Annotated in this window: 19 protein-coding genes; 4 read left to right on the forward strand and 15 right to left on the reverse strand. The window is 66.7% G+C overall.

What is annotated here, in order from left to right:
- Positions 1–29: 29 nt before the first annotated feature.
- From ACW6W5_RS16030 to cyoA, 7 genes are read right to left on the reverse strand one after another with little or no spacing between them, the layout of a single operon-like run.
- On the reverse strand, positions 30–1,517 hold the full coding sequence (locus tag ACW6W5_RS16030; RefSeq protein ID WP_152151396.1) for an MFS transporter: 1,488 nt from the start codon (positions 1,515–1,517) through the stop codon (positions 30–32).
- The gene (locus tag ACW6W5_RS16035; protein WP_152151394.1) at positions 1,514–2,095 is read right to left on the reverse strand and encodes an SCO family protein; all 582 of its coding nucleotides are present in this window, start codon (positions 2,093–2,095) and stop codon (positions 1,514–1,516) included. Before ACW6W5_RS16035 ends, ACW6W5_RS16030 begins: the two co-directional genes overlap by 4 nt.
- Positions 2,092–2,574 carry a copper chaperone PCu(A)C gene (locus tag ACW6W5_RS16040; RefSeq protein ID WP_152151392.1) on the reverse strand — a complete coding sequence of 161 codons (483 nt, stop codon included), beginning with the start codon at positions 2,572–2,574 and terminating at the stop codon, positions 2,092–2,094. The genes ACW6W5_RS16035 and ACW6W5_RS16040 overlap by 4 nt, the downstream gene beginning before the upstream one ends.
- Positions 2,571–2,894, reverse strand: coding sequence for a cytochrome o ubiquinol oxidase subunit IV (gene cyoD, locus ACW6W5_RS16045; RefSeq protein ID WP_121036963.1), 324 nt, complete (start codon positions 2,892–2,894; stop codon positions 2,571–2,573). Before cyoD ends, ACW6W5_RS16040 begins: the two co-directional genes overlap by 4 nt.
- Positions 2,891–3,529, reverse strand: a complete 639-nt coding sequence (cyoC, locus tag ACW6W5_RS16050) for a cytochrome o ubiquinol oxidase subunit III (protein WP_152151390.1) — start codon at positions 3,527–3,529, stop codon at positions 2,891–2,893. Before cyoC ends, cyoD begins: the two co-directional genes overlap by 4 nt.
- Entirely contained in the window at positions 3,526–5,505 is a 1,980-nt protein-coding gene (gene cyoB / locus ACW6W5_RS16055) for a cytochrome o ubiquinol oxidase subunit I (RefSeq protein ID WP_152151388.1), read from the reverse strand. Before cyoB ends, cyoC begins: the two co-directional genes overlap by 4 nt.
- 2 nt (positions 5,506–5,507) lie before the next feature.
- Entirely contained in the window at positions 5,508–6,482 is a 975-nt protein-coding gene (cyoA, locus tag ACW6W5_RS16060; RefSeq protein WP_121036966.1) for a ubiquinol oxidase subunit II, read from the reverse strand.
- A 190-nt stretch (positions 6,483–6,672) separates the two neighbouring features.
- On the opposite strand from cyoA, the gene ACW6W5_RS16065 reads away from it, so the two are divergent.
- Positions 6,673–8,037: an aminotransferase-like domain-containing protein gene (locus ACW6W5_RS16065; protein WP_152151386.1), complete on the forward strand. Its 1,365-nt coding sequence runs from the start codon at positions 6,673–6,675 to the stop codon at positions 8,035–8,037.
- A gap of 19 nt (positions 8,038–8,056) precedes the next feature.
- On the opposite strand, the gene ACW6W5_RS16070 is transcribed toward ACW6W5_RS16065, so the two are convergent.
- Positions 8,057–8,326, reverse strand: a complete 270-nt coding sequence (locus tag ACW6W5_RS16070; RefSeq protein WP_121036968.1) for a hypothetical protein — start codon at positions 8,324–8,326, stop codon at positions 8,057–8,059.
- Positions 8,327–8,499: 173 nt separating this feature from the next.
- Here ACW6W5_RS16070 and ACW6W5_RS16075 point away from each other — a divergent pair, with 173 nt between their 5' ends.
- Entirely contained in the window at positions 8,500–9,099 is a 600-nt protein-coding gene (locus ACW6W5_RS16075) for a TetR/AcrR family transcriptional regulator (protein ID WP_152151385.1), read from the forward strand.
- 95 nt (positions 9,100–9,194) lie between these two features.
- Positions 9,195–9,887: a type 1 glutamine amidotransferase domain-containing protein gene (locus ACW6W5_RS16080; protein ID WP_152151383.1), complete on the forward strand. Its 693-nt coding sequence runs from the start codon at positions 9,195–9,197 to the stop codon at positions 9,885–9,887.
- Positions 9,888–10,001: 114 nt separating this feature from the next.
- Here ACW6W5_RS16080 and ACW6W5_RS16085 read toward each other — a convergent pair whose 3' ends face one another.
- The 6 genes from ACW6W5_RS16085 to ACW6W5_RS16110 form a co-directional block, all read right to left on the reverse strand.
- On the reverse strand, positions 10,002–10,196 hold the full coding sequence (locus ACW6W5_RS16085) for a heavy-metal-associated domain-containing protein (RefSeq protein WP_152151381.1): 195 nt from the start codon (positions 10,194–10,196) through the stop codon (positions 10,002–10,004).
- Between the two features lie 114 nt (positions 10,197–10,310).
- Positions 10,311–10,811 carry a Cu(I)-responsive transcriptional regulator gene (gene cueR, locus ACW6W5_RS16090; RefSeq protein ID WP_152151379.1) on the reverse strand — a complete coding sequence of 167 codons (501 nt, stop codon included), beginning with the start codon at positions 10,809–10,811 and terminating at the stop codon, positions 10,311–10,313.
- Positions 10,808–13,348 carry a heavy metal translocating P-type ATPase gene (locus ACW6W5_RS16095; RefSeq protein ID WP_152151377.1) on the reverse strand — a complete coding sequence of 847 codons (2,541 nt, stop codon included), beginning with the start codon at positions 13,346–13,348 and terminating at the stop codon, positions 10,808–10,810. The genes cueR and ACW6W5_RS16095 overlap by 4 nt, the downstream gene beginning before the upstream one ends.
- 117 nt (positions 13,349–13,465) lie before the next feature.
- Positions 13,466–14,782, reverse strand: coding sequence for a PQQ-dependent sugar dehydrogenase (locus ACW6W5_RS16100; RefSeq protein WP_152151375.1), 1,317 nt, complete (start codon positions 14,780–14,782; stop codon positions 13,466–13,468).
- The gene (locus ACW6W5_RS16105) at positions 14,779–15,195 is read right to left on the reverse strand and encodes a DUF2231 domain-containing protein (protein WP_152151373.1); all 417 of its coding nucleotides are present in this window, start codon (positions 15,193–15,195) and stop codon (positions 14,779–14,781) included. The genes ACW6W5_RS16100 and ACW6W5_RS16105 overlap by 4 nt, the downstream gene beginning before the upstream one ends.
- A 70-nt stretch (positions 15,196–15,265) precedes the next feature.
- Positions 15,266–16,195: a LysR family transcriptional regulator gene (locus ACW6W5_RS16110; protein ID WP_152151371.1), complete on the reverse strand. Its 930-nt coding sequence runs from the start codon at positions 16,193–16,195 to the stop codon at positions 15,266–15,268.
- A gap of 147 nt (positions 16,196–16,342) precedes the next feature.
- On the opposite strand from ACW6W5_RS16110, the gene ACW6W5_RS16115 reads away from it, so the two are divergent.
- A complete protein-coding gene (locus ACW6W5_RS16115) occupies positions 16,343–17,500 on the forward strand; it encodes an alkene reductase (RefSeq protein WP_152151369.1) in 1,158 nt (385 codons plus the stop codon).
- 73 nt (positions 17,501–17,573) lie between these two features.
- On the opposite strand, the gene ACW6W5_RS16120 is transcribed toward ACW6W5_RS16115, so the two are convergent.
- A partial coding sequence (locus ACW6W5_RS16120) for a sulfatase-like hydrolase/transferase (RefSeq protein ID WP_458233661.1) occupies positions 17,574–18,321 on the reverse strand: 748 nt, incomplete at its 5' end.

Consider the following 18,321-nt stretch of genomic DNA (forward strand, 5'->3'; position numbering starts at 1 on the left):
GCCCTGCGCGGACGCCAGCTTCGGACTGTCTAGCGCCTGGCCATCAGCGTGCTGGTCAGCAGCATCGCTACCAGCGCCATCGCCGCTGCGGTCACGAATGCATACGCGGCGCCATCGGCATACGCCTGGCGCGCCAGCAGTGTCAGGGTGTCGTGTGCCGCTCCGGACACGGACAGCTCGCCGACCACCACGCGCTCGATCAGCGCCGGCGACCCTGTCTGCCCTGCCTCGCTCAGCGCCCCGCGGGCGGCGTCGCGTACGTGGCTGGACAACACCGCGCCCAGCGTGGCGAACCCGATCAGGATGCCGGAGAAGCGCGCGGTGGTGCTGATGCCGGAGGCCATGCCGGCGCGGTCCGGCGGGATCACGCTCATGATCGCCTTCTGTGTTTCGCCGTTGAGCAGGCCACCGCCACTGCCGAGCACGGCCATCGCCAGCAGCAGACCGGAATCGCTGTGTTGCCACAGCGCCAACGCGATGCCCAGGTTGCCGATCACGGCAACGCCCAGGCCCAGCGCCAGGATCCGACCGGGCGCCCACCGCGTCCCCAGCCGGCGCCCCGCGAACGGGAGCAGCAGCATCGCCAGCGCGAACGGCAGCATGTGCATGCCGGCCTGCAGCACGCTGTCACCGCGGGCGTTCTGCAGCAACAACGGCAGCAACGAGGCCATCACCTGCACGCAGGCGGCGTAGGCGAACATCGCCAGCACCGCGCCTACCAGCGCGGGCGCGCGGAACAGGCGCAGATCCAGCATTGGCTGGGCGCGGCGCTGCTCGACCACGATGAAGCCCGCGCCCAACGCGGTGCCGGCCAGCAGCCACGGCAACACCGCGGCACTGCCCCAGCCCTCCACCGGGCCACGGATCAGCGCCCAGGTCCAGGACAGCATGCTGCCGGCGAACAGCAGCACGCCCGGCACATCGATGCGGCGGCTGACCGGATCGCGCGACTCGGGCACGAAGGCCCAGCTCAGGCTCGCCAGCAGCAGGCACAGCGGAAGATTGATATGGAAGGCCCAGCGCCAGCCAAACCAGGTGGCGATAGCGCCGCCGATCAGTGGCGCGAGCACCATGGTCAGGCCCATGATCGCGCCCCAGATCGCCCACGCGCGCGCGCGTGATGTCGGGGTATGGTGCGCATGGCCGATCAGCGACAGCGCCGGCGCCAGCATGAACGCTGCGGCCGCCCCCTGCCCGGCCCGTGCCAGGTACAAGGCCGTGGCGCTGCCGGCGATACCGCACGCGACCGAGGTCAGCGCGAACAGGCTCAGGCCGATCAGGAACAGGCGGCGACGCCCGATCCGGTCGGCCAGGGTGCCGGCGGGCAGCAGCAGCGAGGCGAAGCACAGCACATAGGCACTGACCACCCATTCGATGTCTGCGAACGAGGCCGACAGATCGCGGGCGATGGTCGGCAGGACCACGCCGACCACGTTGGTATCGAGCACGGTGAGCGCGCAGCCGGCCGAGCCGAGCAGCAGGACGAAGTCCGCGCGGTCCGCGCCGGCCCGGCTCATGGCCGCGCGATCCCTCCCGCCACCGCCAGCCGCACGCGCAGCTTCTCGACGATGTCCCGTTCGTTCATTGCATAGCCGTAGACATCCTGCAGCTGCCCGTCAGCGCCGAGCAGGAACCACGAGGCGGTGTGCTCGAAGGTGGCCATGTCGCCCTCACCCACGCGCCGGTAGCTCACGCCCAGGCTTTCGGCAATGGCGCGGGTACCGGGTTCGTCAGCGGCCAGGCCCAGGAACGTGGTATCGAAGGCCGCCAGATACTCGCGCAGGTGCGCCGGCGTATCGCGCTGCGGATCGACGGTGACGAAGGCCACCTGCAGCTGCGCTGCCGCCGGGCCCAGCAGCTGCTTGATCTGAACCGCCTTGACCAGGCTCAGCGGGCACACTTCGGGGCAATGGGTGAAGCCGAAGAACAGCAGGGTCGGCTTGCCCTGCAGATCGCGGATGGCGAGCGTGCGCCCGTCGCTGCTCTCAAACTTGACCGCCCCCAGTGCCGCCTGGCCCATCACCGGCGCCTGGCGGTCGGCGCAGCCGCCCAGCAGCGCCAGCGTGAGCAGGCCCGCGGCTGCCCAGCGCGTCACTTCACCGCCCCGTGCGGCACCAGGCCATCGCGCACACTGAACTCCACCACCTGCGCTGCGCTGCGGGCAAACTGCAGCGTCACCCGCACCGTCTGGCCGGCCGACACCGGCCGCTTCGGGTTGAGCAGCATCAGGTGGTAGCCACCGGGCTGCAGCGCGACGGTCTGGCCCTCCGGCAAGGCCAGGCCATCGGGCAGCGCTTCCATGCGCATCACTTCCCCGTCCATGCGCATGGCATGGATCTGCACCTCGGCAAACGCCGGGGACGCGGCCGACAGCAGCCGGTCCTCGCCGCCGCCGTTATGCAGCTGCACATACCCGGCCGCCACGTTCGCCGCCGGCGGTGGCAGGCGCACCCACGCATCGCTGACCGACACCGTTGCCGCGGTGTGGGCCTGCGCGGCCGCAGCCACCACCGGCATCACGGAACACGTCAACAGCAGCCCGGCAGCCAGGACACCCGAGCGTGACCAGCTCATGGCGCGGCCGACATCTGCATCGGCATCATGTTGAGGTTGGCGTTGTGCATCACCCACAGCGAACCGGCCACCACGATGGCGATCAGGAACGCGGTGCACAGGAAGATGCCGGTGTTCTCGCGCTGGCTGCGCCCTGCCCCGATATGCAGGAACAGCACCAACTGGGCGACCAGCTGCACCACGCACAGCACCACGATGGCGGTCAGCCGCAGCGGCTGCGGCACCAGATCGGTCATGACCACGCCGAACGAGGCGCCGGTGAGCACCAGGCAAAGCAGCAGGCCGAGGATGTAGCCCTTCAGAGTGGCGTGGCCGCTCATACAAACTCCCTCAGGTAGACGAAGGTGAACACACAGATCCAGATCAGATCCAGGAAGTGCCAGAACAGGCTCAGGCAGGCCAGGCGGCGCCGCACGATGCCGTCCAGGCCGAACGTCAGCACCTGGTGGATCATGATCGCCAGCCACAGCAGGCCGAAGGTGACGTGCAGGCCGTGGGTGGCCACCAGCGTGAAGTACGCCGAGAGGTAGGCACTCACATCCGGGGTGGCGCCTTCATGGATCAGCTCGGCGAACTCATACAGCTCCATGCCGATGAAGACCGCACCGAGCACGCCGGTCACGGCCAGCCAGCCCACCACCTGGTTGCGTTTGCCGGCCTGCATGCCGAGCATCGCCAGGCCGAAGGTGAAGCTGCTCAGCAGCAGCACCACCGTTTCGGAGAGCACGAAGCCGAGCTTGAACAGGTCCTTGCCGCTGGGGCCATCGGCCGTTCCGTTGAGCAGCACGCCGAAGGTGGCGAACAGCACCGCGAAGATCAGGCAGTCGCCCATCAGGTACATCCAGAACCCGACGACGGTCTTGTTGCCGTCGTCGTGGTGCTCGTGGGCGTGGTCGTGATGACCGGCCGCGAGCTGCCCGTGCTGCGTGGCAGCGGTCAGGGTATCGCCGCTCATGCCTTGGCTCCTTCCATCTGCGCGAAGTGCGCCTCTTCGATGCGCTTCACCTCGGCGGCGGGCACGTAATAGTCCACATCACGGTCATACGAGCGCAGCACGAAGGTCGCGATCACACCGATCAGGCCGATGCCGGCCAGCGCCCACATGTGCCAGACCAGGGCGAAGCACAGCACCAGGCTGAACACCGAGATCACCACACCCGACGCGGTATTGCGCGGCATGTGGATGTCCTCGTAGGTGTCCTGGCGTTGCCAGGCCCGGCCGTGCTGCTTGTCGTCCCAATGCTGCTCCAGCGAGGTGATCGCCGGGAGCTTGGCGAAGTTGTAGAACGGCGGTGGCGAGGACGTGGCCCACTCCAGGCTGCGCGCATTCCACGGGTCGCCGGTGAGGTCCATGTTGGCCTTGCGGTCACGCACGCTGACATAGAACTGGATGAACATCGCGGCGATACCGGCGGCGATCACCAGCGCACCGATGGCGGCCACGATCAGCCACGGCTGGTAACCCTCCACCCCGTAGTGGTTCATGCGGCGGGTCATGCCCTTGAAGCCCAGCACGTACAGCGGCATGAAGGCCAGATAGAAGCCGACCAGCCAGCACCAGAACGAAATCTTGCCCCAGCGCTCGTTGAGGGTGAAGCCAAAGGCCTTCGGGAACCAGAAGCTGATGCCGGCCAGGCAGCCGAACACCACGCCGCCGATGATCACGTTATGGAAGTGCGCGATCAGGAACAGGCTGTTGTGCAGCACGAAATCCGCACCCGGGATCGCCAGCATCACGCCGGTCATGCCACCCAGCGCGAAGGTGACCATGAAGCCGATGGTCCACATCGTCGAGGAGTGGTAACGGATCCTGCCGCGGTACATGGTGAACAGCCAGTTGAACAGCTTCACCCCGGTGGGGATCGAGATGATGGAGGTCATGATGCCGAAGAAGGCATTGACGTTCGCACCCGAGCCCATGGTGAAGAAGTGGTGCAGCCACACGAAGAACGACAGGATGCCGATCGACGAGGTGGCATAGACCATCGAGCGGTAGCCGAACAGCGGCTTGCCCGAGAACGTGGCGATGATCTCCGAGAAGGCGCCGAAGCACGGCAGGATCAACACGTAGACTTCCGGGTGGCCCCAGATCCAGATCAGGTTGACGTACATCATGGCGTTGCCGCCGGCGTCATTGGTGAAGAAATGCATCCCGAAATAGCGATCCATCGTCAGCAGCGCCAGGGTCGCGGTCAGCACCGGGAAGATCGCCACGATCAGGATGTTGGTGATCAATGCGGTCCAGGTGAACACCGGCATCTTCATCAGGTCCATGCCCGGCGCACGCATCTTGAGGATGGTGACGATGAAGTTCAGGCCGGTCAGCGTGGTGCCGATGCCGGAGACCTGCAATGACCAGATGTAGTAGTCCACGCCCACCGTGGGGCTGTACTCGATGCCGGACAGCGGCGGATACGCCACCCAGCCGGTCGCGGCGAAATCGCCGACGAACATCGACAGCATCACCAGCACCGCGCCCACCGCCGACAGCCAGAAGCTGAGCGAGTTGACGAACGGGAATGCCACGTCGCGCGCGCCGATCTGCAGCGGCACCACGATGTTCATCAGGCCCACGATGAGCGGCGTGGCCACGAAGAAGATCATGATCACGCCGTGCGCGGTGAAGATCTGGTCGTAGTGTTCCGGCGGCAGGTAGCCGGCGCTGTCATTGGCGGCGATGGCCTGCTGGGCACGCATCATCAGCGCATCGGCGAAGCCGCGCACCAGCATGACCAGGGCCAGGATGATGTACATCACGCCGATTTTCTTATGGTCCACCGAGGTGATCCACTCGGTCCAGAGGTAGCCCCACTTCTTGTAATACGTGATGGCCGCGATGATCGCCACACCCAGCAGCAGCGAGCCCACCAGCGCCGACATGATGATCGGGTCGTGGTAGGGAATCGCTTCGAGGTTCAACTTTCCAAGCACAATCAGTTCTCCGCGGTACGGCTGGCAGACGCGGCCAGGCTTACGAGTTGGGATGTCGCGCCGGGTTCTTCGCCGGGCAGGCAGATTTCGTCGTCGGGCATGCCGCCATAGCGGCGCAGGATGCTGTCGAACAGGCCGGTATCCACGCTGGCGAAGCGCTGCATCGGCGCGCCGTGGGTCGGCTTCTCCAGCTCGGCCAGGCGGGCCTGGTTCAGATGGACGGCGGTGCCGCGCGACTGCGCCAGCCACTGGTCGAAGTCCGCCGCCGTCACCACCCGCGCATCGAACTTCATGTCCGAGAAACCCGAGCCGCTGTAGGCCGATGACATCCCGGCATAGGTGCCCGGCGTGTGCCCGATCAGGTGCAGGCGGGTCTGCATCGCCGGCATGGTGTAGACCATGCTGCCCAGCTGCGGCACGAAGAAGGCATTCATCATCGACTCGGAGGTCAGCTTGAAGGCGACCGGCGTATCGACCGGCATCACGAGCTCATTGACCGTGGCCACGTTGTGGTCCGGATAGATGAACAACCACTTCCAGTTGAGCGAGACCACTTCCACGCGCAGCGCGGGCGTGTCCGATTCGATCGGGCGGTAGGGATCCAGCGCGTGGGTGCTCTTCCAGATCAATACACCCAGAACGACCACGATCAGGCACGGAATCGTCCACACCACCACTTCGATCGCGGTGGAGTGCGACCAGTTGGGTGCGTAGGTGGCCTTTTTGTTCGACTCGCGGTAGTGCCACGCGAAGTACAGCGTGAGGATGATCACCGGGATCACCACCAGCAGCATCAGGCCGGTGCAGACCAGGATCAGCTGCATTTCCTGCTCGGCGATGCTGCCCATGGGATTGAACAGCTCCAGGTTCTTGCAGCCTGTGAGCAGCGGCAGCAGCGCTGCCAGGCCGAACCAGCGTCCGGCGCGGGCTCGACCGGCCAGCGTGGCGCGGCGAGCGGAGTGTGTAGCGGGGTTCATGCGTGACGGCCCTTCCAACGCAGTGCCGGGCCGGGCGGCCCGGATCATGAAAAGTGGCGAACACCCCCCTGCATGACCGATATGCATGGGGGGTGCCCGCCGCAGCCGCGTACGTTAGGCAACGACATGATCCATACATGATGCGACACACTGTCGCAGCCGCTCGCCTTGGCGCGCGTACCATGCGCGCATGGAATGGAGCCCCCTCATCGCCGATGGCCACGGGCCGGTGTACCTGCGCATCGTGCAGGCGCTGGAACGTGCGGTGTGGTCCGGTGCGTTACGTCCCGGCCAGCGCCTGCCCGCACAGCGTGCGCTGGCCACCGAGCTGAAGGTGGACCTCACCACCATCACCCGTGCGTTCACCGAGGCACGCAAGCGCGGGCTGATCGATGCGCGTGGCCCGCTGGGGTCGTTCGTCGCGCCGCCGCAGGTGGAACTTGCCCAGCTGGTGGACCTGAGCATGAACCTGCCGCCCAGCCCCGGCGGCGGCCAGGTCGCGGACATGCTGCAGCGTGGCCTGTCATCGGTGCTGACCCGCAGCGACGTCGGCAACCTGATGACCTATCACGTGGGCGGCGGAAGCCGGGCGGATCATCGGGCTGCACAACAGTGGCTCAAGCCGATCCTCGGCAAGCTGGATGCCGACACCTTGATCGTCACGGAAGGCGCGCAGGCTGCGCTGTCCGCCCTGTTGCTGGCGCTGACCGACGCCGGTGACACGATTCTGTGCGAGCCGCTGGTCTATCCCGGGCTGCTGCATGCCGCGCGGGTGCTGCAGCGGCACCTTCAGGTGGTCGAGTGCGACGAGCACGGGATGCGCCCGGATGCGCTGGCCCGTACCGCGAAAGAACGGGGTGCGCGCGTGGTCTATCTCAACCCGACCGCGCAGAACCCCACCGCCCACACGATGCCGCAGGCACGCCGCGAAGCGTTGGCGGAGGTGATCCGCGCGCAGCACCTGCAGCTGATCGAAGACGACCCCTACTGGCTGCTGCTGGAGGACGCCCCTGCCCCGCTCGCGCTGCTGGCACCACGGCACGCCTGCTACATCTCCACGCTCTCCAAGTGCCTCAGTCCAGGCCTGCACACCGGCTTCGTGCGCCTTCCCGAAGGCATGGACCGGCAGCCGATGCTGGATGCGCTGCGCGCGGTGAACCTGATGGCACCGCCACTGATGAACGCCCTGGTGACGCAGCTGATCCTGGACGGCTCCGCCCAGGCCATGCTGACACTGGTGCAGGACGAAGCGGCCGAACGACGCTATCTGGCGCGGTCGGCGTTGTCGCCGCGGTTCCTGCAGCATTGCGCGGGCGTGCACGCCTGGTGCCGTCTTCCCGCGCACTGGACCGATGCCAGCCTCACCCACGCCGCGCGCCTGCAGGGGCTGGGCATCGCACCGTCATCGGCGTTCACGCCCGAAGGGGTGGCGATCAACGATGCGGTGCGGATCTCATTGGGTGCCGCCGCCAACCGGCAGGAACTGCACCGGGCGCTGCGCCAGCTGGATCAGCTGATGCATGTGGCGGCGGAAAGGCCCGGCTGGACGGTGTGACGCCAGCCTTTCGGCCCGCTCAGCCGGAAACGGCTTTGGCCTGCTTCCAGACGGCTTCAAACTGGCTGGCGGTGATGGCGTCATCCGAATCCAGGTCCAGCCAGGACAGCGGCTGATCGGACAGCGGGAAGCGCTCATCGGCCTGCCCGGTTTTGTCGGCCCAGACCAGCACACTGCGGTAGCTCTCCACCTGCCGCACGATCACATCGCCCTGCGCCTCGAGGTAGATCGTGCCGTTGCCGATCTCGGATTCTGCGGGGTGTTTGTAGTGCTTGCGGGGCGTGCTCATGGCGGGGCGCTATCTGGCAATGAAAATGGGGCCGGGGAATATACCCTGATCCGGCCGTTCCCAGTCGGCGTTCGCCGCGCGGGAACGGGATAGTGCCGGCCGCTGGCCTGCTTCCCGTAGACCACGCAAGCATGCACTAGACGACCGGTCTAATCATGCGTACAGTGGCGTCCATGAACTCGCCCACCACCTCCTCCGCTGCCCGTGACACGATCCTCGCCACCGGCCAGCGGATCATGGGCGCCAAAGGCTTTTCCGCCGTCGGCCTCAACGAGGTCCTTTCCGCGGCAGGGGTTCCCAAGGGCTCGTTCTACCACTACTTCGCCTCGAAGGAAGCCTTCGGCGAGGCATTGCTGGAGGACTACTTCAGCGCCTATCTCGCCGATATGGACCGCATCTTCCGCCAGCCGGGCCAGACCAAGGCCGAGCAACTGGCGGCGTACTTCCGCGCCTGGCAGGACAGCCAGTCCTTCGAGGACTGCCAGGGCAAGTGCCTGGCCGTCAAGCTCGGTGCCGAAGTGGCGGACCTTTCCGAACCCATGCGGGCCGCACTCCAGCGGGGTACCACGGGGATCACCGATCGGCTGGCGCGTGCGATTGCAGCGGGTCTGGCCGACGGATCGGTGGCGACCCGGGAGCCGCCCGAGGCGGTCGCCCGAAGCCTGTATCAGCTGTGGCTGGGGACCAGCATCATGGTCAAGATCGCCCGCACCACCGGCCCGTTCGACGACACCGTGGCGTTGACCGCCCGCCTTCTGCATACCGCCCCCTGACAAAGGCAGGTCTCACGCACGCCGGCATCGGCGTGTTTTTCTCGGCCCCATCACTAGACGACCAGTCTAATCAATAACCCACAGGAGCATCATCCATGAAAGTCCTCATCGTTCTGACCTCGCACGACGAACTCGGCGCCACCGGCAAGAAGACCGGCTTCTGGCTGGAAGAGCTGGCCGCGCCCTACTACACCTTCAAGGATGCGGGCGCCGAGATCGTGCTGGCCTCGCCCAAGGGTGGGCGGCCGCCGCTGGATCCCAAAAGCAACGAACCGGACTTCAAGACCGACGCCACCCGCCGTTTCGAAGCAGACGTGGATGCCAACGCGCAGCTGGCCAACACCGTGCGGCTGGACAGCGTTTCGCAGGCCGAGTTCGATACAGTGTTCTATCCTGGCGGCCACGGCCCGCTGTGGGACCTCGCCGAAGACACCCACTCCATCGCGCTGATCGAAGCCTTCATCGCCGCCGACAAGCCGGTCGCGCTGGTCTGCCATGCGCCGGGCGTGCTGCGTCACGTCACGACTGCCGAGGGTGCCCCGCTGGTGCAGGGCAAGAAGGTCACCGGCTTCACCAACACCGAAGAAGACGCCGTCGGCCTGACCGAGGTGGTGCCGTTCCTGGTCGAGGACATGCTCAAGGCGGCGGGCGGCCACTACTCAAAGGGACCGGACTGGGGCTCGTATGTGGTCAGCGATGGCTTGCTGATCACCGGCCAGAACCCGGCCTCGTCGGCCGAAGCGGCTGAGGTGCTGGTGAAGCGACTCGCGTCCGCCACCAAAGCCTGAGCCGCCGCGACGGCATCGGATTTCACGGTGCCCCACGCCGCCAGGGACGGCAGCAGCGGCAGAAGATGTTTCATGCACATGCGTTGTCCTCCGGGATGGCGTGGGACCGCCAACTCATGGCGTGGCAGGGAATCCAGCCTCGGCCAGCGCGGCCAGGAAGGCGGCCCGCTCGCGGTCGCTCTCCACGCGTACTTCGCGCGCGGGCGGATCGGTCTCGATGCGTGCGTGTGGATCAACGCCCTGCAGGGCCTTGGTGACGGAGCGGGCGCAGCCGCCGCAGGTCATGGTGGGAAGAGTGAAACGATGCATCGGGCGACCTCGCCGTGGTGGGTGTCAGCCCACTGTCCGGGATGACAACGTGGCAAGGTCAAGGCCTTAACGCGTCCGCGCCCTTTGTGCAGGGCATGAACGCAACCGGGTCGATCAGGACCGTGGCTTGCGGGCCGCGCGCCCGCGCGAGGACACCGGCGTATCCGCGCCGAACAACGGCGTTTTGCGAGGCTTGCCGGCTGATGCGGTCTCCGCCGGCGCGGAAACGGGCTGGGCCAGGCCGGCGATGATCGGGCAATCCGGCCGGTCATTGCCGTGGCAGTGCGCGGCCAGATGCTCCAGCGTCTGCACCATCGCCTGCAGCTCGGCGATCTTCGCCTTCAGCCCACCCACGTGCGACAGCGCCACCGCCTTGACGTCGGCACTGGCACGCTCGCGGTCCTGCCACAGCACCAGCAGTTCGCCGATCTGTTCGACTGAAAAACCGAGATCGCGCGCGCGGCGGATGAAGCGCAGGCTGTGCGCGTCCTGCAGGCTGTAGTGCCGGTAGCCCGCCTCCGAGCGCGCCGGCGGTGGGATCAGGCCGATCTGCTCGTAATAGCGGATCATCTTCGCCGACACGCCCGAAAACGTCGCGGCTTCACCGATATTCATCGTCCGCTCCTCATCTCACTTTCCACCATGCCGGTGCTCAGCGTATCGGCCTGCATCGGTGCATGGAAGCGCTTGAGCCGCAGCGCGTTGCCGAGCACGAACACACTGGACAATGCCATCGCCGCCGCGGCGAAGATCGGCGAGAGCAGCGTGCCGTTGAACGGGTACAGCAGGCCAGCGGCCACCGGGATCAGCACCGCGTTGTAGGCGAAGGCCCAGAACAGGTTCTGCTTGATGTTGCGGATCGTTGCCTGGCTCAGGGCAATCGCGTTGGGCACGCCGCGCAGGTCGCCGGACATCAGCACCACGTCGGCCGCCTCGATCGCCACATCGGTGCCGGTACCGATGGCCAGGCCGACATCGGCCTCGGCCAGCGCCGGTGCGTCATTGATCCCGTCACCGACGAAGGCCACCTTGGCGCCACCCGCACGGAAACGCTTGAGCGCGGCGACCTTGCCATCGGGCAGCACCTCGGCGGCCACTTCATCGATGCCCAGCTGGCGCGCGATGGCTGCCGCCGTGGCCGCGTTGTCACCGGTGATCATCGCCACCTTCAGGCCCAGCGCGTGCAGGGCCTGGATCGCCGCGGGGGTGCTTTCCTTGATCGGGTCGGCCACGGCGATCACCGCCGCCAGGCGCCCATCGATGGCGGCATACAGCGGGCTCCTGCCCTGCTCGCCGAGCCGCTGCGCGGTCGGCCGGAAGGCGGTCACATCCAGACCCAGCCGGGTCATGTAGCGGTCCGCGCCGACGGCCACGGTGCGGCCACCGACCTGCGCGGACACACCGAAGCCGGGCACCGCCTCGAAGCGCTCGAGGGGCGCCAGTGCCAGCCCACGCGTTTTGGCGGCAGCCACGATGGCCTCGGCGATGGGATGCTCCGAGCGGGTTTCCACCGCAGCGACCAGCGCCAGCACCTCATCGGCCTGGAAACCATCGGCCGGCTCCAGGTCGGTCAGTTCGGGACGGCCCTTGGTCAGCGTACCGGTCTTGTCCAGCGCGATCACACTCACATCGCGCAGTGCCTGCAGCGCCTCGCCCTTGCGGAACAGCACGCCCAGCTCCGCCGCGCGGCCGGTGCCGACCATGATCGAGGTCGGCGTGGCCAGGCCCATCGCACAAGGGCAGGCAATGATCAGCACCGCCACCGCATTGACCAGCGCAAAGGTCAGCGCCGGTGCCGGACCGAACACCAGCCACACCAGGAAGGTCAGCGCGGCTGCAGCCATCACCGCCGGCACGAACCACATGGTGACCCGGTCGACCAGCGCCTGGATCGGCAGCTTGGAGCCCTGTGCCTGCTCGACCAGACGGATGATCTGGGCCAGCACGGTATCCCCGCCCACCTTGGTGACACGGAAGCTGAAGGCACCGGTGGTGTTGAGGGTGCCCCCGACCACCTCGGCGCCCACGGCCTTGGCCACCGGTACCGGCTCGCCGGTGATCATGCTCTCATCCACATAGGACGCCCCCTCCACCACCGCGCCGTCCACCGGCACCTTCTCGCCCGGGCGGACCAGTACGACATCGCCGAGCGTGACCTCGTCCAGCGGCACCTCGACGTTCTCACCGCCACGTTGCACGCGTGCAGTCCGCGCCTGCAGCCCGACCAGGCGCTTGATCGCCTGCGAGGTACGGCCCTTCGCCCGCGCCTCGAGCGTTCGCCCGAGCAGGATCAGGGTCACGATGACGACCGCCGCTTCAAAGTAAACGTTGGCGGTGCCCGGCGGCAGCACGCCCGGGGCGAAGGTGGCGACCACCGAGTAGCCATAGGCCGCCGCGGTGCCGAGCGAGACCAGCGAGTTCATGTCCGGGGCGCCGCGCAGCAGTGCCGGCACGCCTTTGCGGAAGAAGCGCAGGCCCGGCCCGAACAGCACCAGCGTGGCCAGCGCGAACTGCAGGTACCAGCTGGTCTGCAGGCCAACGGTATGCATCACCCAGTGGTGCATGGCCGGGACAAGGTGCGAGCCCATTTCCAGGATGAACACCGGCAGGGTCAGCAGCGCCGCCAGCAACAGGGAGCGGCGCAGCGCGCGGGCGTCACCTTCGCGGCGTTCCTCCTCCTGATCACCGGCCGCAGCCGTGCTCACGCCTGCAACGCGCGCGGTGTAGCCGGCGTTTTCCACGGCAGCCAGCAGATCGGCGACGGAGACCGTACCGGCCAGATGACGCACCTGCGCCCGTTCGGTCGCCAGGTTGACGCTGGCCGCGATCACGCCCGGCAGCTGCGCAAGGCCGCGCTCCACGCGACCAACGCAGGACGCGCAGGTCATCCCTTCGATGCTCAGTTCGGTGGTGGCTTCGCGCACGGTGTAGCCGGCGCGTTCGATGGCACGGACCGCCGCCTGAGGATCGGGCGCCCCGATGAAGCTGAGATCGGCCCGCTCGGTGGCCAGGTTGACCGACGCCGTCTGCACGCCGGGGACGGCGGTCAGCGCGCGCTCCACCCGGCCCACGCAGGAGGCGCAGGTCATGCCCTCGATGGGCAGGCTCAGGCGGCTGAGCGGCGCGCCGGACCGGGAAGCAACAGAAGACATGGGGCAGTCCTTGGGGTGAGGTTACCTGCCACCCTAAAGATTCCCATCATGGGAAGGTCAAGCCCCCTCTTAACGGGGACGGAGGTAATTATTAATCCCCTCCGTCCCCGTTAAGGATTATGGCTGGGCGGGCGTCCCGTCGTGGGTGACCCGCCAGATCGTGTTGGAGAGGTCATCGGCAACGATCAGTGCACCACGCGGGTCGACCGTGACACCTACCGGGCGGCCGCGCGTCTTGCCGTCCTCGCCGAAGAAACCGCTCACGAAATCGATCGGCTCGCCGGCCGGGCGGCCATTGCTGAAGGGCACGAACACGACTTTGTAGCCGACCGGGGGATTGCGATTCCAGCTGCCGTGCTCGCCCACAAACACGCCATCGGCAAACTGCGTACCCATCACCTCGGACGAGAAGGCCACGCCCAGTGCGGCCACATGCGAGCCCAGCGCGTAATCCGGTGCGATGGCCGAGGCGACCTTTTCCGGATTCTGCGGCATCACCCGGCGATCCACATTCTTGCCCCAGTAGCTGTAGGGCCAGCCATAGAAGCCGCCCTCCTTCACCGAGGTGAGGTAATCGGGCACCAGGTTGGGGCCGATCTCATCGCGCTCGTTGACCACCGCCCACAGCGTGCCGGTGCTCGGCTGGATCGCCAGCGCGGTGGGATTGCGGATGCCGGTGGCGTAATCCTTGTGCGCGCCGGTGACCGCATCGATCTGCCAGATCCGCGCGCGGTCGATCTCCACCGCCATGCCACGTTCGGTGATATTGCTGTTGGAGCCGATGCCCACATAGAGATAGCGGCCATCGGCGCTGGCGGTCATCGCCTTGGTCCAGTGATGGTTGATCGCCGCAGGCAGGTCGGTCAGCTTCACCGGTGCCCCGCTCGCCTTGGTCTGGCCTTCCTGGTAGTCAAAGCGCACCACCGCGTCCTGGTTGGCCACGAAGATCGCATTGCCGATCATCGCCAGGCCGTACGGCGCGTTGAGCTTGTCGGCGAACACCGTCTTCAGTTCGTAGACGCCGTCGCCATCGGCGTCACGCAGCAGGGTCAGGCGGTTGCCGCTCTTGACCGCGGTATTGCCCTTGGCCTTGATCTTGCCGGCGATGACATCCTTCGGCTTGAGATTCGGCGCACTGCCGCCGCGGCCTTCGGCCACGAGAATGTCGCCGTTGGGCAGCACCAGGGTCTGCCGCGGAATGCCCAGATCAGTGGCGATCGCCGAGATGCGGTAGCCCTTGGGCACGGTGGGAAGCGTGTCGCCCCACTGCGCCGGCTTGGCGATGGTCATGTCCGGCATCAACCCGCGATGCGGCTTGGGCATCTCCGGGTTGCCGCCATACTGCTCCAGCTCGGGCGCCTTGCCGCTGCAGGCAGCGAGTGCGACCGCAAGCGCGGACACCGAAAGAAGGCGGAACGTCGTCTGGCGGCTCATCGCACACCTCCCACGCGCAGGCTGGACAGGCCCACCCAGGTGGCGACCAGCGCCAGCACCGTCAGGATCACCGAGAGCACCAGCCCCGCCGGCATCACTGCCCAAGCGTCGCGCGCATGGTGCAGGCAGTTGATGAAGCCCACGCCCCATATCACCGCCAGAATCACCACGTAAGCGAGGTTGCGACTGCCACGGACCAGACCAACGATCCCGCACAGCAGGGCCAGCGTGGTCATCACCATCGCACCGATCAGCAGCCAGGACGCAAAGTTGGCCCACTGGATCTCGTACGAACTCCAGTATGCGTAGTCCGCCAGCAGTGCGCCGAGGAACAGCGGCAGCACGCCGCCCAATACAGCGGCGTGGAAGGGATGGATGACCCACGATCGGGTCAGGACAACGGTCGAAGCCATGGTGGTCTCCTGGTGAGGGGCGAATCTCTCCCGATCCTGCCACCCCCGGTGTGATGGGGGTGCCCATGGCTCACGGATCAGCACGATCCCAGTAGGGCGGCGATCCGATCGCCTCGGTGAGGAAGGCCGACACTTCGCGGACCTTGCGTGAGCGCAGTCTGTTTTCCGGCGAGAGCAGCTGCAGATACACCCGTTCGGATTGCGGGGAAAACTCCCAGTCGCCGAGCAGCGTGACCATGCTGCCGCCACGCAGCATTTCCGCGTTGAACAGCCAGGTGGGGAACAGCACCACGCCACGCCCTGCAATGGCTGCCGCCAGCAGCGCTTCGGCATTGTTGCTGCGCAAGGGGCCGGTCACGTTCACCGCTTTGAACGGTACCTCCGGCGAGGAACGGAAATACCACTTCTGGATGCCGAGCTGCCCTTTGTAGACCAGGCATTGATGCTGCAGCAGATCCTCCGGCACCACCGGCGTGCCATGCGCGGCAAGGTAGGCCGGGCTGGCGGCGAGGATGTTGCGGTGGGGCGCGATGACCTTGCCGATCAGCCCCGAATCCATCAGCAGCCCGACCCGGATGATGATATCCACGCCTTCCTGGACGGGATCGATCAGCGTGTCGGTCAGGGTCAGCTCGACGATCAGCTCGGGATACCGCGCCTGCAACGTGTTGACGATGTGCGCGATGTGCAGCCGCCCCAGCGACTCGGGGGCGTTGATGCGGATCAGGCCGCGCAGCGCGGCGTCGCGGCCTTCCAGCTGCCCGACCGCGTCATCGAGCAGATCCACGGCGTCGCGCACCTGCTGGTGGAACTGCTCGCCCGCCTCGGTCAACCGCACCGCCCGGGTGCTCCGGTAGAACAGCTGGTGCCCCACGTCCTGTTCAAGCGCCGCGATGAAGCGCGACACCGATGAGGCTGGCACCCGGTACTGGCGCGCCGTGGCCAGGAAGCTGCCGGTGGCGGCGACGGTGAGGAAATAGCGGAGGGCTTTGAGCTGCATGGTGGGCGCCTTGGGAACCTGATTGCTGTTTCAGCAATAGTCATTTGCCGAATCATCGCATTGTGGCCGATATCGCACGCCCATACGATGGGGGGAACGCATGGCGGACCCGCCACGCCCCTCCCCCTCGCACCCTCAGGAACCCCCATGAGCTCCCTTTTCAATACGTTCGACCTCGCGGGCATCCCGCTGCGCAACCGCGTGGTCATGGCCCCGCTGACCCGTGCACGCGCCCCGCAGGATGCCGCCGATGAACGAACGGCGCTGTACTACGCCCAGCGTGCCACCGCCGGCCTGATCGTCAGCGAGGGCACCCCCATTTCCCGCGAGGGCCAAGGCTATCTGTTCAATCCCGGCATCTTCACGGCCGAGCAGATCGCCGGCTGGCGCCTGACCACCGATTCGGTCCATGCGCTGGGCAGCCGGATGTTCGCCCAGCTCTGGCATGTCGGTCGCGTCTCGCACCCCACCATCCAGGCCAACGATGCGCGCCCGGTCAGTGCCAGCTCGAAACTGCCGGTCGGCGCGCAGGCATTCGGCTACAACGAGCAGGGCCAACCGGCGCTGGTCGCCGCCCCGGCGCCGCGCCAGCTGGAGACCGACGAGATTCCGCGCATCGTGGCGGAGTTCGCGCAGGCGGCCGCCAATGCCATCGAAGCGGGCTTTGACGGCGTGGAAATCCACGGCGCCAACGGCTATCTGCATGAGCAGTTCATCAATCCACAGGTGAATGACCGCACCGACCAATACGGCCCGCAGTCGCTGGACAACCGCCTGCGCTTCACGCTGGAAGTGATCGACGCCGTGGTCGCGCGGATCGGCGCATCGCGTACGGCCATCCGGCTCTCGCCGTATGGCCAGTTGTTCGACATGCCGCACTACCCGGAAATCGATGCGACCTACACCGCGCTGATCCAGGCCATCGGGCAGCGCGGCCTGGCGTATGTGCACCTGATGGACCAGTCCGGCTTCAAGGTCGGCCAGAAGTCGGTCGATGGTGCCGGTGACTCGGGCTTCAGTGGCCTGTTGCGCACGCTGAAGCCGCATCTGCCCGGCACCGCGCTCATCCTCGCCGGTGGCATGACCCGCGAGCGCGCCGAGCAGCTGATCGATGCGGGCCTGATCGACCTGGCGGCCTTCGGCACTGCCTTCATCAGCAACCCGGACCTGGTGGCACGCCTGCAGCATGGCTGGCCGTTGGCCCCTGCCGATCGCGAAACGTTCTATGGCGGCGGCGCGGCCGGCTACGTCGATTACCCGGCGTACGCCCCGGCCCACGAACAGGCAGCCTCCGAGGCCGCCTGACGGAACGGGCACGCGAACGGGGGGACATTTCGTCCCCCCGTTCGTCGATCCTTCCACGCGATGGCCGCAGCCGCTACTTGCCCGTCACTGCTTCCTGCAGCTTCTCGACGGCCTGGTCGGCCGTGAACGTGTTCGGCTTCTGGATCTTGGGGAAGTCCACGAACGTCTCGTTGAATTTCGTGAGCAGCGCGATCGCCCCGTACACGATGTAGACGTGGTTGATGTACCAGTCCCAATAGGTATTGGAGGTCACATCCGCGAACTCGTACGGATCGGTGCGCAGGTTGTAGATCTTGGGAATGCGCATGACCGTGAACGGTTCGCCCCACAGCTGCATGGTGCCCTTGCAGCGCTGCTCGATGAAGGTCACCTTCCAGTTGTCGTAGCGGATGCCGAGCATGTCGCCATCATCGGAGATGTAGACGAACAGCTTGCGCGGCGACTTTTCCTCCTTGCCGGTGAGATACGGCAGCAGGCTGACGCCGTCGATGTGGTTCTTGTAGGTGCGCCCGATCGCCTTGACCCCTTTCTTGAGGTCGTTGACCACGCCCTTGTTGCCCGCCAGTTCCAGGAAGGTCGGCAGCCAGTCATGGTGCTGGACGATCTCGTTGGACACCGAACCCGGCTTGATCCTGCCCGGGTAACGCACCACCAGTGGAATCCGGAACGCGCCTTCCCAGTTGGTGTCCTTCTCACTGCGGAACGGCGTCATGCCGCCATCCGGCCACGAATTGCGGTGCGGCCCGTTGTCGGTGGAGTACACCACGAGGGTGTCTTCGGCGATGCCCAGTTCGTCGAGGTAATCGAGCAGCGAGCCCACG

The organism is Stenotrophomonas sp. IS26 (assembly GCF_054188265.1).

Coding starts and splice junctions, on each gene's coding strand:
- cyoA (WP_121036966.1), bottom strand. CDS start 6,482: ATGAACCCCGCTACACACTCCGCTCGCCGCGCCACGCTGGCCGGTCGA.
- cyoD (WP_121036963.1), bottom strand. CDS start 2,894: ATGAGCGGCCACGCCACTCTGAAGGGCTACATCCTCGGCCTGCTGCTT.
- cueR (WP_152151379.1), bottom strand. CDS start 10,811: ATGAATATCGGTGAAGCCGCGACGTTTTCGGGCGTGTCGGCGAAGATG.
- ACW6W5_RS16040 (WP_152151392.1), bottom strand. CDS start 2,574: ATGAGCTGGTCACGCTCGGGTGTCCTGGCTGCCGGGCTGCTGTTGACG.
- ACW6W5_RS16075 (WP_152151385.1), top strand. CDS start 8,500: ATGAACTCGCCCACCACCTCCTCCGCTGCCCGTGACACGATCCTCGCC.
- ACW6W5_RS16080 (WP_152151383.1), top strand. CDS start 9,195: ATGAAAGTCCTCATCGTTCTGACCTCGCACGACGAACTCGGCGCCACC.
- cyoC (WP_152151390.1), bottom strand. CDS start 3,529: ATGAGCGGCGATACCCTGACCGCTGCCACGCAGCACGGGCAGCTCGCG.
- ACW6W5_RS16110 (WP_152151371.1), bottom strand. CDS start 16,195: ATGCAGCTCAAAGCCCTCCGCTATTTCCTCACCGTCGCCGCCACCGGC.
- ACW6W5_RS16115 (WP_152151369.1), top strand. CDS start 16,343: ATGAGCTCCCTTTTCAATACGTTCGACCTCGCGGGCATCCCGCTGCGC.
- ACW6W5_RS16085 (WP_152151381.1), bottom strand. CDS start 10,196: ATGCATCGTTTCACTCTTCCCACCATGACCTGCGGCGGCTGCGCCCGC.
- ACW6W5_RS16100 (WP_152151375.1), bottom strand. CDS start 14,782: ATGAGCCGCCAGACGACGTTCCGCCTTCTTTCGGTGTCCGCGCTTGCG.
- ACW6W5_RS16065 (WP_152151386.1), top strand. CDS start 6,673: ATGGAATGGAGCCCCCTCATCGCCGATGGCCACGGGCCGGTGTACCTG.
- ACW6W5_RS16095 (WP_152151377.1), bottom strand. CDS start 13,348: ATGTCTTCTGTTGCTTCCCGGTCCGGCGCGCCGCTCAGCCGCCTGAGC.
- ACW6W5_RS16070 (WP_121036968.1), bottom strand. CDS start 8,326: ATGAGCACGCCCCGCAAGCACTACAAACACCCCGCAGAATCCGAGATC.
- ACW6W5_RS16105 (WP_152151373.1), bottom strand. CDS start 15,195: ATGGCTTCGACCGTTGTCCTGACCCGATCGTGGGTCATCCATCCCTTC.
- ACW6W5_RS16030 (WP_152151396.1), bottom strand. CDS start 1,517: ATGAGCCGGGCCGGCGCGGACCGCGCGGACTTCGTCCTGCTGCTCGGC.